Source organism: Nostoc sp. (genome assembly GCF_036917355.1).
GTDB lineage: Bacteria > Cyanobacteriota > Cyanobacteriia > Cyanobacteriales > Nostocaceae > Nostoc.
Window position 1 is genome coordinate 48,145 of sequence record NZ_JBALDP010000005.1, and the last position, 14,613, is coordinate 62,757.

At 42.4% G+C, this 14,613-nt stretch carries 11 protein-coding genes; all 11 read left to right on the forward strand.

Annotated elements, in window-relative coordinates:
- Nucleotides 1-43: 43 nt before the first annotated feature.
- The 11 genes from scyB (at nucleotide 44) to trpC (ending at nucleotide 14,596) form a co-directional block, all read left to right on the forward strand.
- Complete coding sequence (gene scyB, locus V7K53_RS01125; RefSeq protein ID WP_335195855.1) at nucleotides 44-1,102, forward strand: tryptophan dehydrogenase ScyB; 1,059 nt, start codon at nucleotides 44-46, stop codon at nucleotides 1,100-1,102.
- Nucleotides 1,103-1,127: 25 nt separating this feature from the next.
- Complete coding sequence (scyC, locus tag V7K53_RS01130) at nucleotides 1,128-2,096, forward strand: scytonemin biosynthesis cyclase/decarboxylase ScyC (RefSeq protein ID WP_335195856.1); 969 nt, start codon at nucleotides 1,128-1,130, stop codon at nucleotides 2,094-2,096.
- Nucleotides 2,097-2,163: 67 nt separating this feature from the next.
- On the forward strand, nucleotides 2,164-3,444 hold the full coding sequence (locus V7K53_RS01135; RefSeq protein ID WP_335195857.1) for a ScyD/ScyE family protein: 1,281 nt from the start codon (nucleotides 2,164-2,166) through the stop codon (nucleotides 3,442-3,444).
- A 159-nt stretch (nucleotides 3,445-3,603) separates the two neighbouring features.
- Complete coding sequence (locus tag V7K53_RS01140; RefSeq protein WP_335195858.1) at nucleotides 3,604-4,977, forward strand: ScyD/ScyE family protein; 1,374 nt, start codon at nucleotides 3,604-3,606, stop codon at nucleotides 4,975-4,977.
- 171 nt (nucleotides 4,978-5,148) lie between these two features.
- A complete protein-coding gene (gene scyF, locus V7K53_RS01145) occupies nucleotides 5,149-6,348 on the forward strand; it encodes a scytonemin biosynthesis PEP-CTERM protein ScyF (RefSeq protein ID WP_335195859.1) in 1,200 nt (399 codons plus the stop codon).
- Nucleotides 6,349-6,551: 203 nt separating this feature from the next.
- Nucleotides 6,552-7,841, forward strand: coding sequence for a glycosyltransferase family 4 protein (locus V7K53_RS01150; RefSeq protein ID WP_335195860.1), 1,290 nt, complete (start codon nucleotides 6,552-6,554; stop codon nucleotides 7,839-7,841).
- 18 nt (nucleotides 7,842-7,859) lie between these two features.
- The gene (tyrA, locus tag V7K53_RS01155; protein WP_335195861.1) at nucleotides 7,860-8,951 is read left to right on the forward strand and encodes a bifunctional chorismate mutase/prephenate dehydrogenase; all 1,092 of its coding nucleotides are present in this window, start codon (nucleotides 7,860-7,862) and stop codon (nucleotides 8,949-8,951) included.
- A gap of 12 nt (nucleotides 8,952-8,963) precedes the next feature.
- Entirely contained in the window at nucleotides 8,964-9,605 is a 642-nt protein-coding gene (locus V7K53_RS01160) for a DsbA family oxidoreductase (protein WP_335195862.1), read from the forward strand.
- Nucleotides 9,602-10,798 (forward strand): 3-dehydroquinate synthase, encoded by a 1,197-nt coding sequence (locus V7K53_RS01165; protein WP_335195863.1) that lies wholly within the window; start codon nucleotides 9,602-9,604, stop codon nucleotides 10,796-10,798. Before V7K53_RS01160 ends, V7K53_RS01165 begins: the two co-directional genes overlap by 4 nt.
- 558 nt (nucleotides 10,799-11,356) lie before the next feature.
- Nucleotides 11,357-13,561, forward strand: coding sequence for an anthranilate synthase (locus V7K53_RS01170; RefSeq protein ID WP_335195864.1), 2,205 nt, complete (start codon nucleotides 11,357-11,359; stop codon nucleotides 13,559-13,561).
- 204 nt (nucleotides 13,562-13,765) lie between these two features.
- Nucleotides 13,766-14,596, forward strand: coding sequence for an indole-3-glycerol phosphate synthase TrpC (gene trpC / locus V7K53_RS01175; protein ID WP_335195865.1), 831 nt, complete (start codon nucleotides 13,766-13,768; stop codon nucleotides 14,594-14,596).
- Nucleotides 14,597-14,613 lie beyond the last annotated feature (17 nt).

Genomic DNA, 14,613 nt, shown 5'->3' on the forward strand with positions numbered 1-14,613 from the left:
ATTACTTTCTCTAAACAATTCCAACCAATATCAAGAGGACAAGATGCTGCTATTTGAAACTGTTAGAGAAATGGGTCACGAACAAGTTCTTTTTTGTCATGGTAAAAATCCCGAAATTAAGGCAATTATTGCCATCCATGACACAACTTTGGGTCCGGCGATGGGAGCTACAAGAATCTTGCCTTATATCAACGAAGAAGCTGCGTTAAAAGATGCACTTCGTCTCAGCCGTGGAATGACATATAAAGCTGCCTGTGCAAACATCCCGGCTGGTGGCGGAAAAGCAGTCATTATCGCTAATCCTGAAAATAAAACAGACGATCTGTTGAGAGCTTATGGACGTTTTGTTGATAGCCTGAATGGACGTTTTATTACCGGACAAGATGTCAATATTACTCCTGACGATGTGCGGACAATTAGCCAAGAAACGAAATATGTTGTTGGGGTATCAGAAAAATCTGGTGGCCCTGCTCCCATAACATCACTAGGAGTTTTTCTAGGAATTAAAGCTGCTGTAGAATCTCGTTGGCAGAGCAAAAGACTTGATGGCATGAAAGTTGCAGTTCAAGGCTTAGGAAATGTTGGTAAAAATCTCTGTCGTCACTTACATGAAAATGATGTCCAGCTTTTTGTTAGTGATATAGATCCAGTAAAAGCGGAAGAAGCGAAACGGCTTTTTGGTGCAACTGTTGTAGAACCAAGCGAAATTTACTCACTTGATGTAGATATATTCGCTCCTTGTGCTTTAGGAGGAATTCTTAATAGTCACACAATTCCTTTTCTGCAAGCTTCGATTATTGCTGGTGCAGCTAATAATCAATTAGAGAATGAGCAGCTACATAGTCAAATGCTTGCTAAAAAAGGGATTCTTTACAGCCCTGATTATGTAATTAATGCTGGAGGACTAATCAATGTTTACAACGAAATGATTGGTTATGACGAAGAAAAAGCTTTCAAACAAGTGCATAACATTTATGACACGCTAATAACAATTTTTGAGATTGCTAAAGAGCAAGGAGTTACTACTAACGATGCTGCTAGACGATTAGCAGAAGACCGAATCAATAGTAAACGAACCAAGAGTAAAGCGATCGCAGCCTAATTGTTATTATCTTAAGGAGTGATAAATGGAAAAAAATACCTTTGCAACATCAGCTTATATTGCGACTTCACCAGAGAGCGCTTTTGAATACCTTTGCAGCTTAAAGAACTTGGATGAATGGACGCTTTATAGCCGGATGAAAGAGCAAATTGACGAAGATACCTGGCTTGGAACTGCATCTGGTTATCACAAAAATCTCTATTATCATGTTAAAAAACTAGAAAATCCACTTTTCTACGGCATTGAATGGCACTGTGGATTAGAGTATCAGAAATATTTTCAGGTTTATCCTGTCTTGCTATTTCCCACCGACTACATAGAACCGGGAACAGATGAAAAAGGCGTGTATTTTCACTGGTTGAGCTTTGTCGATCCCAAACGGCAGACTCAGATGATTATGCAGGGAATTCACACTGTACACACTTCTGAATGTCGTTCTCTCAAAGGTAATTTGGAACGCAAAGCTGGTCTTATCTCAGCGGCTAAAGGACGCCACTTTATTGATACAGACACCATTTATGTTGATGCCCCAATTGAAATTGGCATTGAATACTTAAAAGACTTAAAAAATGTAGATGAGTGGGCGCATTTACTGCGACCCAATGGTGAGATTGCTGCTGAATCAGGTGAATTCAAAGATGAATATGACCAAAAAGTAAAAGTGTCTGTACGAGTTCATTCTTTGAGTAAATACTACTTACTCGAACAAGAACATTTTTATCCAGATTACGAATATTATCAGCGTTCTGTAGCGTTACTGATTCCAACCGCTTATGCTTTCGCCGATCCCGAAGCTTCTGGTTTCATTCTGCATCGAATCACATTCTGGAAAACAGATGGAACTGTAACCCACGGCAAACTTCAAATTGAAGATTTTGGCGCTGAGAGCATGAACATCAAACGTTTACTCGAAGCCAAAGCTGGCAACCTCAAATCATTTGACCGAGGAATGAGCTATCTACCAAAAATTCAAGAGTCACTAGTTACCAACTAAAACCTCAACCTTCTTCAGCGTTTAAATTTTACCCCTCAATTTCCCACGATTACCTGTATTGCAACACATGAAACTCAAGCCACTTACTATTACTATCCTCACTTTTTGTGTTGCCGCTTTTTCGGGAATGAAAGCTGCCTCAGCTGCATCCTTTTCAGTAATCGCCGACGGTCTATATAATGCGGGTGGTCTGAGTTTTGGCCCTGATGGTAATCTCTATGTTACAGAGGCGGGAATCGGGGGAAGTGGCGCTTGTGTGCCACCAGCAAGCGGTCAAGGCGATTCTCTATGCTATGGCACAAGTGGGGCAGTTACCAAAATTGAGAGTGGTAAAACCGAACGCATACTTACAGGACTTTCTTCCATAGCATTACCAGATGGGACTGGAGCAGGTGGCCCTCGTGATATCCAATTTGATGCTACAGGTAAACCTTATGTTCTGATTGGGTATGGGGCGAATCCAGCCTTTCGCGATCGCAATTTAGGTAACACTGACCTCGGTAAAATCATTGCTCCCGACTTTAAGACCAATTCCTGGACGAGTGTTGCTGATTTCGCTAACTATGAACTCGCCAATAATCCCGATGGTGGTGATGTCGGTAGCAATCCCTTGGGTTTTGTCATAGATGGTAATAAGTTAGTTGCAGCTGATGCGAGTGCAAACGACTTACTCAGCGTCAATACTGACGTTAGTAATTTGCAAGCTATTACCACCTTCCCCGAAGACATCTTGACCAATCCAGTCTTTCCACCTTCTGGTTCCCCATCCAATGAACCGGCGCAAGTGCCATCTCAAGGTGAAGTCGTGCGATCGCCGACGGCGGGGCTTCGCCCATCGCAGTTTGCAACTCAACCAGTACCTTCAGGGGTGGCAAAAGGCCCTGATGGTGCTTATTACATCAGCCAATTTACCGGATTTCCCTTCCCAGAAGGTGGGGCAAAAATCTATCGAGTCGGTGCTGATGGTACATCAGTCTTCGCCGATGGTTTTACCCAACTCACCGACTTGCAATTCGATCCTGCGGGCAATTTGTATGCTTTGCAGTACGCCAATCAGTCAGCTTGGAAGGGTAATTTTGATGGTTCTGTCATCAAAATAGCTGCCGATGGTACACGCACAACTCTGCTGAGTGGCAATGGATTGGAGTCGCCTAGCGCCCTGACTATTGGTGCTGATGGTGCAGTATACGTCACCAACCGAGGCGATCGCCCAGGACTTGGACAAGTTCTCAGAATTGAAAATACCAAGTCTATTCCTGAACCTGATTCTGCTTTAGGTGTATTAGCGATCGCTGCCTTGGGCGTTGCTTGGTTGCATAAGAAGAGAGAGCTACCAAACCTCCCATAAATAGAGTCGTGGCGCTCAAATACAGAGTTTCAAACCAATATCACTGCCTCTCAATAAAGGCATTATTTGCCCTGCGTTTTTTAAAGACTAGGATTCGTTGTCTTTGAAAACCATAAAAGTTTCCACAAACAAATTATTTAACTCTCAATCTTCAAAGGTATGAAACTCAAGTCATTTGCTCTTACATCTCTTACATTTTGTTTTACCGCTATTTGTGGAACACTATCTGCACAAGCTGCAACATTAACAACTATTGTCGATGGAGTTAGTAATGCACGAGGGGCTAGCTTTGGCCCTGACGGCAGTCTCTACGTAGCAGAGCCAGGTATCGGCGGCAACGGAAATTGCCAACCATCTCCGAGTACACTGTTTCAGCCTATCTGTGCTGGTAACAGTGGTTCACTAGTCAAAGTTTCACCAAACGGCACAAAACAGCGTCTACTTAATAACTTTCAGTCTTTAGCAGAGCAACCCACCGGCAACCAAGGCGCTGGTATTCAAGATATACAATTCGACTCTAAAGGGAATGCTTATCTACTGACAGGGTTTGCCGGTTATCCAGGAAACCGCGATTTAGCAACACTTAATCTTGGTTCTAAATCCCCACTTCCACCACAGCAACTTGCGACTTTCCCGCCATCAACACCTGATAAAGTTTTGAATACACCGCTTCTAGCACAACTGTCCAAAGTTGACTTGAACACGGGAGCTCTCACCAGTATTTTTGACTTTGCCAAGAATGAAATCACCAAAAATCCAGATAAAGGGGATGTAGTTACCAATCCCTATGACCTGACTGTTAATGGCGATAATGCTTATGTGGTTGATGGGGGCGGGAACACTGCTTACAAAATCAAGCTTGACGGAAGTAAGTCCGACGCGATCGCAATTCCGAAAAATACCATTAGTAAGTCAGATTTGCCACCAGGATTACAATTACCTCCTGGGCTATTAGAGGAGCTTCCAGGAGGAAAAATAGCGATTCAATCAGTACCCACAGGTGGCGCAATTGGTCCCGATGGAGCTTTATACGTTGGTGAATATACGGGTTTCCCTTATCCAGAAGGTAAATCACGGATTTTCCGTATTGGCGACGATCTCAAACCAGAAGTTTTTCTGGATGGGTTTACGCACATCACCGACCTAACCTTTGATGAGAAAGGTGATTTGCTCGTCTTACAGTTCAGCGACACCTCCCAGTTAGGGGGTGATATTACAAATCTACCTGGATCTCTCATCCAAGTTGCTCCTGACGGCACTCGCACAACACTTGTTGCAGCAGGTCAAGGGTTAGATTCGGCTGATGGAATTGATATTGGCCCTGACGGCAAGATTTATATTACCAATCGCGGTGTCGGTCCAAGACTAGGCGAGGTTGTTCGGGTGGATGGTGTCGTTGTTGAAAAAGTCCCCGAACCTGGTTCAGTAGTCGGCTTACTAGCACTTGCTAGTGTAGGCGCAACTGCTGCTTTCGCTAAGCGCAAACGCCAAGAAAAGTTGGGTGAATTGCTAGCCAAAATAGAGACTGTCTAATTCCTCTTTACCTGGTGTCAGGTAAAGCTTACAGAATAGGCTGCTGCCTCACACAGAAAGTGCATTTCAAACAAGAGGCAGCAGCCCGAATTTTAGGGTTCCCGAACTGAGACTGGGAACAAAATTAGTCTAGGAAAGAGTATACACTCATACAACCAGGACTTCAAACTCATGGGATTAGTCAAAAATTTGTCAATCGGTATTCTCGGTACTGGATTTATGGTGTTGGCAGCAGCAGCCCAAGCCAAAGCTGTAACATTAACTTACGACAGAAGTATCGGCAGTCCTGGCTTCGGCCCTGGACAACTGTTTGTTCCCCAAGGCATAGCGATAGATAGCCAAGGGAATACCCTCATAGCTAACGGACGCGGTGTTAACCCGGCGGATGGTACTCCTAACTACAACCTCGGTAATAAAATTGAAAAATTTAGTCCAAGCGGTCAGTATATTGGAGCAATTGGCTCCGGCGGCACTGGACCTGGACAGTTTGACGAGCCAACAACTGTAGACTTTAATCCCGTAACAGGGGATTTGTATGCAGGTGATGTTTACAACAACCGCATCAATCAATTCGATTCTCAGGGTAACTTTATTAGATCCTTTGCAAATGGAGAATTTACCCCTCTCGTACCAGGTAGATTTTTCTTTGGGCCATCTGGTGTAACATTTGACAAAACTGGCAACGTTTATGTAGGTGATTTTAACGGCGAAAGAATCCTTAAATTCACATCAGACGGACAGCAAATTGGTGTCATTGGTGGTACCAATGGCACTGCACCTGGGCAATTCCAAGGTGTAGCAGGTGTAAGAATTTCCCCCGTTAGTGGAAATATCTTTGTAGCTGACCAGTATAACAACCGCGTTCAAGTACTCGATCCAAATGGTAAATCTCTATTGGCATTTGGTTCAGCAGGTAGCGGGCCTGGACAACTTCTTCAGCCAATTGGCATCGAAGTGGACGACCAAGAGAATGTTTATGTAGCTGATTCTATTAACAGCCGCGTTCAGGTATTTGATAAAAACGGTAAGTTCTTGACTTCCTACGGTAAACCAGCCCTAGATGCATCAGGCAAGTTAGTCCCGCCTCCAGGATTAACTGACGGTCCCTTTGGCAATCCCCTTGACCTGACTCCAGGTAGATTTAACTGGACGGGTGGCACAAGCCTCAAAGATGGCAAGCTTTATGTGGGCGATTTTTTCCAAGGTCGCGTGCAAGTGCTAAACGTAGAAGGCAGAAGGCAAGTACCGGAACCTAGCTCAGGATTGGGTTTAGCATTGCTTGGGCTTGGGGCTGCTACCGTCACATTGCGCAAACGTGGACAACAAAAGCTAGTCTTCAGTTTAAAAAAGGAACTGCAAAAACAGTGCTGAGTTCTGATGCTTGAGTAACAGTTTTGTAGGGTGCGTTAGCCAAGGGCATAATGTACCATCTCAATAAATTCGGTGCATTAGGCTTCGCGGTAACACACTCTACCAAAGTTTTTACGGAAACTTTAAGTTATTAAATCCGGAACTATGGAGATTAAAACTGGATAACACAATAAAGCCAACATTATCAAGGTGCTTTCAAGTTCATGCACATTCTGATTTATTCATACAACTATCATCCAGAACCAATTGGTATTGCACCTTTGATGACTGAACTAGCAGAAGGGCTGGCGAAGCGAGGGCATCAAGTACGGGTAATTACAGGTATGCCTAACTATCCTCAGCGCCAGATTTACGATGGGTATCGAGGTAAGTTATACGTTACTGAACAAAAAAATGGTGTCACCATTCAGCGTAGTTACCTGCGGATTAAGTCTAAACCTAACCTTGTAGACAGACTACTGCTAGAGTTGAGCTTTATTTTTACAAGTTTGCCACAAGCTCTTAAGGGTGAGCGACCTGATTTAATTCTCTCAACAGTGCCGCCGCTACTAGTTTGCTTACCTGCCACCTTAATAGGTTGGTTATACAATTGCCCAGTAGTGCTAAACGTGCAAGATATCCTCCCAGAAGCTGCCGTGCGTGTTGGGCTAATTAAAAATAAGTTGATGATTTTCGCTCTGGAAGCTTTAGAGAAATTTGCCTATCGAACTGCACATACTATTAGCGTAATTGCCGATGGCTTTGTAGATAATTTAATAAATAAAGATGTACCTGCTCATAAAATTGCCTGCATTCCAAATTGGGTGAATCTAAATTTTATCCGCCCTTTAGCAAAAGAGAATAACTCTTGGAGAGCTAGCCATCAACTCGATAATAAATTTGTTGTGCTTTATTCAGGAAATATTGCTCTAACGCAAGGTTTGGAGACAGTCATAGAAGCAGCCGTTCGCTTGCGTCATCTAAAAGAAATTGTCTTTGTCATTGCCGGCGAATCCCAAGCTCTCGGAAGGTTGCAAAAACATTGTCTTGCTTGTGGTGCAAATAACGTTTTGCTACTGCCATTGCAACCACGAGAAGAATTACCGCAAATGTTAGCCGCCGCTGATGTCGGGTTGATTGTGCAAAAGAGCAATGTAATTTCTTTCAATATGCCTTCTAAAATACCACTATTGTTAGCCAGTGGTCGCCCAATTGTAGGTTCAGTTCCTGCAATTGGTACTGCTGCTAAAGCTATTAAACAAAGTGGCGGCGGCATTGTAGTTGAGCCAGAATCAGCAGATGCTTTGGCAGGTGCGATATTAGATTTATATAATCAACCAGAATTAGCAGCGAAATTAGGGTGTGAAGGAAGAAAGTTTGCGGTAGAAAATTATTCATTTGAACAAGCGCTAGATCGATATGAAGAGTTATTTACTGATGTGATTTCCAAACGGGCGACAACTTTGGATATCTTGCCCGAATTGAGTTCTCAGGAATCACTTGTTGATATTTGAAAATTGGGGACAGAAAAAATGCCTTTGAAATCCTCTGATTCAGATCGGCTGAAAAAAACTGACCAAAGGTTGATCGCCTTATTGAGCGATCGCATATCATTATTAGCAGCATCAGAACAACCTTCTTTAGATGAACAATTGGCTGATGTCGCTCCCCTCCTCGCTCAAGCTGGTATTCCTGAGTCTGTTTGGGCAGGTGTGCTAAATAGTTGTCATACTACTCTAATTCCTAAATATGCAACAAATCATCTCGCTCCCCGACAAATTACGATTATCGGTGGACGCGGCAGGATGGGAAGATTATTTAAAGAGCAACTTTCGCTAGTAGGCCATAATGTTAGCGTTCTCGAACATGAAGATTGGGAATACGCAGAGAAACTGTTAAGTCAGGCAGAATTAGTTTTAGTGAGTGTTCCTATTGAACATACAGTTGATGTTATCAAACGTGCAGCTAAATACCTTGCTCCAACTACAGCTTTGTGTGACATTACGAGCATAAAAACACAGCCAACTCAAGCAATGCTCGAACACCATTCTGGCCCAGTCATGGGTTTACATCCGATGTTTGGGCCAAATATTGAATCATTTTTTGGACAAAAAGTGGTGGTGTGTCCAGGCCGAAATGATGATTCATTTCAATGGTTTTTAGACTTGATTAAAAGTAACGGTGCTGAGTTAATTACTTGCACGCCTGAAGAACACGATCGCATGATGACGATCGTTCAAGCTACGCCGCACTTCTGTAGATTTAGCCTTGGTGTTTTCTTAGCACAGTCAAGAATTGATATAGGGCAAAGTTTAACAATGTCAACTCCTAATTACCGCCAAGAAATTGACATTGTTAAACGTTTATTTTCCCAAAACCCTCACTTATGTGTGGATATTATGCTAGCTACAGAAGAGAGATGCGATGCGATTAGTTTTTTAGCTGATACTTATAGCCGTTTGGCGAGGCTAGTAGCAATAAAAGATAGAGATGCTTTAATTCAAGAATTTGAAAATACTCAAAGCTTTTTTGAAGATAAAATTAACACTTTCCTACAGCCTTTAAATGCAATGGCTATCCAACGAGATTTTCAACCACAAATGCACACCAATATTAGCATTTGAGTTACAAAAGCTATGCTGATAGATATCTTTCACGATACCGTTTGCCCTTGGTGCAGAATTGGTAAAAAACATCTGTTTGATGCACTGGTACAACGGCAACAAGAAGTACATATCCGCTGGCATCCTTTTATTTTGGACAATACTGTTCCTGCGGAGGGATACGAACTTCGCAGTTTTATGCAAAATAGAAAAGGGATGAAAGCGGAAGAAATACAACAGATATTTGATAATACACAACGTGCAGGTGAGGCGGCTGGAGTTAAGCTAGATTTTGACAAAATCCATTTGGCTGTCAATACTAAACTTTCTCATCAACTGATTGCACTTGCACCCGCAAACGTAAAAAACGATGTCGTCGAAGCTATTTATCAAGCTTATTTTGAAGACGGTTTAAACATTGGAAATCTTGACGTTATTGTTGCCATCGGTACAGCGTATCAGATGAATGCTAGCGAGTTAAAGTTGCAATTAAACGATCGCGCGCTGAGTGATGCAGTTGTTGCTGAATCAACATTTGCTCGGTTAAATGGCATCAACAGCGTGCCATTCTTCGTAATCAATGACAAAGTTCAGGTAAATGGTTCTCACTCGGTAGAGGTATTCCTGGAAACTTTGAATCGTGCTGCACTTTTAGATATACCTGCAAAAATATGATAGTTGACATCAAGCAAAAAAGTAGATTAATTCATCAACGTGTTTCGGTTACTTTTAACTACGAAGTTTACTTCACTCAAAAATTATTTGAGTTGAAAAATCCTACTTTAGCCCAAGTGATTGGTGCGGATGAGGAGACAAAGCCGAAGAAATTAGTTGCAGTCATAGACGCAGGAATATTAAAGTATCAACCTGAATTGGTGAAGCAATTAGTTGCGTATACCAAGTTTTATGCAGAGGTACTAGCGATCGCAGCTGAACCGATAATAATTTCGGGAGGAGAGGCTGCCAAAAACGATCGCACTTTATTAGAGCAAATCCAGCAACAGATTGAAACCGCTGGATTATGTCGCCATTCTTATGTGTTAGCGATCGGAGGCGGGGCGGTGTTGGATTTGGTAGGATATGCTGCTGCAACTGCTCACCGGGGAATTCGTCTCATTCGCGTGCCGACGACGGTGTTAGGGCAAAATGATTCTGGGGTTGGCGTCAAAAACGGCATCAATGCTTTTGGGAAAAAGAACTTTCTTGGCACATTTGCGCCACCTTATGCAGTTATAAATGATTCTGCGTTCTTGACAACCCTAGACGATCGCGATTGGCGTTCTGGGATTGCAGAAGCAGTCAAAGTGGCGCTGATTAAGGATGCTAGCTTTTTTGATTTTATCCACTCTCACACCGCAGCTTTGAGGCGGCGAGATATGGATACTATGCAAGAGGTTATCTATCGTTGCGCTCAGTTGCATTTAGAACATATTGCCAATGGCGGCGATCCTTTTGAGATGGGTTCGTCTCGTCCTCTGGATTTTGGACATTGGGCGGCTCATAAACTGGAGCATTTGACAAATTATCGCTTGCGTCATGGCGAAGCAGTTGCGATCGGTATTGCTTTGGATAGCACTTATTCCTATTTAGCAGGATTGCTGGATTATTTGGAGTGGCAACGGATATTAAATACTTTATCGGCGTTGGGTTTCACGTTATATGTGCCAGAACTGGCTGACAAGTTATCACAATTAGAAGATCCTAATTGTTTGTTTCGAGGTTTGACTGAATTCCGCGAACATTTAGGGGGAGAGTTGACTTTAACGCTGTTAAAAGGGATTGGCAAAAGGATTGAGGTTCATGAGGTGAATTTGTTGTTATATAGGCAAGCAATATCGCTGTTGCGGGAACTGATGGGAAAATTTTAAATGTAGATGAATGCTAAGGGAAGCCCATCTGACTTTTCACGTTATGTGGAAAAGTCCACCAAAAACCTAACCCCCTAGCTCCCAACACGTCGCGGGAAGGGGGAAAATTCAAAATCTCTCTCCTTTTAGGAGAGAGATTTAGAGAGAGGTTTTGCAGATGCCGTGAAAAGTCAGGGAAGCGCATAGGCGTTTCTCTACGAGACGCTACGCGAACCCCTTCCCGTAGGATAGGAACGCAGAGGTTTTCTGAGATTATTTACTACTTTTGGGGGAGGCGATTTTTTTAAATAGGATTATTGGTAAATGTACTAGAAAAGCAGTATAAAAAGCGAATAAATTGACACCCAATCGAAAAATTATTCAATATCTTATGTGCTTGATATCTAGTATTCTTAAATAAGAAGTAAAAAGTTTTTGATTACATCTTTTAAAAAGAATATGTTGACTTAGATCGATAGAAAATAATCTAAGTCTGTTCTAGGTTTGAAAATAACTACTAAAAAGGATTAATGGTTGCTGCTTAATGATTGACTAACAAATATTCTAGAGAAATTACTCATGGCTTTTGATTCACGTTCCTACAATACTCTTGGCGGTGTCAGTGTTTCTCGCTCCATCACTGAAGTTAAGATGGGCACTGCCCTCGATGACATTCTGTTCCATTTAAATTCTCAGCGTGGAGGGTTGCTAAGGAGCAGCTACGAATATCCAGGCAGATACAAAAGATGGGCAATCGGATTTGTCAATCCACCATTAGAGTTGACTACACAGGATAATGCTTTCACTTTGATAGCATTGAATGAACGCGGTCAAGTACTTTTGCCATTCCTTTTAGAGAGACTATCCCAGTCAGAACAACTTGAGAACGTCACCCAACAAGATAACAATATTGTAGGTTTTATTAAAGCTACAAAAAAATTATTTACTGAAGAAGAACGTAGTAAACAGCCTTCATCATTTACAGTTGTCCGCGAAATTCTATATACTTTTTCTAGTCAAGAAGACGAGCATTTGGGCTTGTATGGTGCGTTTGGTTATGACTTAGTTTTTCAGTTTGAACCAATTACCAAACATCTAGAACGTCCTACAGATCAACGCGATTTTGTGCTTTATTTGCCAGATGAATTGATTGTTGTTGACTACTATCAGCAACGTGCATTTCGCCTACAATATGATTTTAAAACAGCGCACGGCAACACCAAGAATCTTCCGAGAACAGGTGAGTCTGTGGATTATCGCGGCAAACATCTTTTACCAAATCAAACTGCTGACCATAAAGTAGGCGAATATGCGAAAAAAGTTGAGGTTGCACTCGATTATTTCCGCAGAGGTGATTTATTTGAAGTTGTTCCTAGTCAAAACTTTTTTGAAGGCTATGAAGACGAACCCAGCAAACTATTTAATACTTTAAAGGAAATCAATCCTAGTCCTTATGGGTTTATTTTTAATTTAGGTGGCGAATATCTGATTGGTGCGTCTCCAGAAATGTTTGTGCGGGTTGAAGGTAGACGGGTAGAAACTTGTCCCATTAGTGGCACTATTAGCCGGGGACAAGATGCTCTTGACGATGCGGTGCAAATTCGTCAGTTACTCAACTCGCACAAAGATGAAGCTGAGTTGACCATGTGTACTGATGTCGATCGCAATGACAAATCCCGAATCTGCGAACCTGGTTCAGTAAGAGTCATTGGTCGTCGCCAAATTGAATTATACAGCCACCTGATACATACAGTAGATCATGTTGAGGGTACACTGCGATCGCAATTCGATGCTTTAGATGCCTTTCTTTCGCATACATGGGCGGTTACAGTCACCGGCGCACCTAAAAAGGCAGCAATAGATTTTATTGAACAGCACGAAAAGAGCGCCCGACGTTGGTATGGTGGAGCAGTCGGCTATTTAAATTTCAACGGGAATTTAAATACTGGCTTAATTCTGCGGACAATTCGATTAAAAGATTGCATCGCCGAAGTGCGAGTTGGGGCTACTGTCCTTTATGACTCAATACCACAGTCAGAAGAACAAGAAACAATTACTAAAGCTGCTGCTTTATTTGAGACAATTCGCCGTGTAAAGCAAACGAGTCAGAAAATTGATGAGTCTGGTTCTCTAAAATTAAGTAAACAGATTCCAGGTGTAAATTCTGGCAAACGCATCTTATTAATAGACTACGAAGACTCATTTGTTCATACCCTAGCCAATTACATTCGCCAAACTGGTGCAAGCGTCACTACACTGCGTCATGGTTTCTCGGAATCGTTATTCGATACAGAACGCCCTGACTTAGTTGTATTATCTCCTGGCCCTGGTAGACCAAGTGATTTTGGGGTTTCCGAGACTGTCGGCGCCCTTCTGCATCGCCAAATTCCTATTTTCGGAGTTTGTTTGGGATTGCAAGGCATCGTTGAAGCTTTTGATGGCGAATTGGGAGTTCTCAACTACCCTCAACATGGAAAATCTTCACGGATTTTCGTCACCGATTCTAATTCTGTCACCTTTAAAAACTTACCGGAATCCTTTGCAGTCGGTAGATATCACTCATTGTTTGCTCTACCGCAACGTTTACCAAAAGAACTCAAAGTAACAGCGATTTCTGATGACGACGTAATTATGGGCATTGAACATCAGACACTTCCTATCGCCGCCGTTCAGTTTCATCCAGAATCAATCATGACTTTAGGCGGAGAAGTCGGTCTGAAAATAATTAAAAATGTTGTGCGTGTATATACGCAAGTCAAAGAGTCATTAGTCATTGGTCATTAGCCTCGTTCCCATGCTCTGCGTGGGAATGCCATCCTTGAGGCTCCGCCTCCTTCATATCGAGATTAATTGTATCAACGCAGGCAGAGCCTGCACAGAATGTATTCCCAGATGGAATCTGGGAACGAGAAAACGAGGAATAAACGAGAATAACAAGAATGCGAGAATAATTACTTATTTCACCATCTCCACTACCTTTTCCAAATTATGACTAACCAAGTTGCTCCTTCCCGCCATATTCTTGAAGAAATTGTGTCGCATAAAAGGCAAGAAGTTGCACAAATGCAGCAAGAATTGCCTCTAGCCTCCTTGCGACAAAAGTTAAATACAGCCCCGACTGTGCGAAATTTCTTGACTGCTTTACAAGATAATCCCAACCAACCTAGCTTAATTGCTGAAGTAAAAAAGGCATCACCTAGCCGTGGGGTTATCCGCGCAGATTTTGACCCAGTTGCTGTTGCTCAAGCTTATGAACGAGGCGGTGCAGCTTGTCTATCAGTCTTGACTGACAAAAAGTTCTTTCAGGGCGGTTTTGATAATCTGCGGAATGTGCGTCAACAAGTTGCATTACCCTTACTGTGCAAGGAGTTCATCATTGACCGCTATCAAATTTATTTAGCACGGACAGCAGGCGCAGATGCAGTATTGTTGATTGCAGCTATTTTATCAGATCGAGAACTCCAAGATTTTTTGCGAGTAATTCACGATTTGGGCATGATTGCACTGGTAGAAGTCCATACCTTGGCTGAACTGGATCGAGTGCTAAAGCTTGATAACCTAAGTTTAGTAGGAATCAACAATCGCAATTTAGAAGATTTTACCCTTGATTTAGGAACAACACAGCAACTCTTGGCAGAGCGTCAACAACAATTACAAAGTTTGGATATCACCGTCGTCAGTGAATCTGGATTGTATACACCTGCTGATTTATCTCTTGTTGCTGAAGCTGGCGCACGTGCGGTTTTGATTGGCGAGTCTTTAGTTAAACAAAGCGATGTAGAACAAGCTGTGCGTGAGATTTTGAGTGCTGAATGCTGAGGTAAACCTAAAAAATG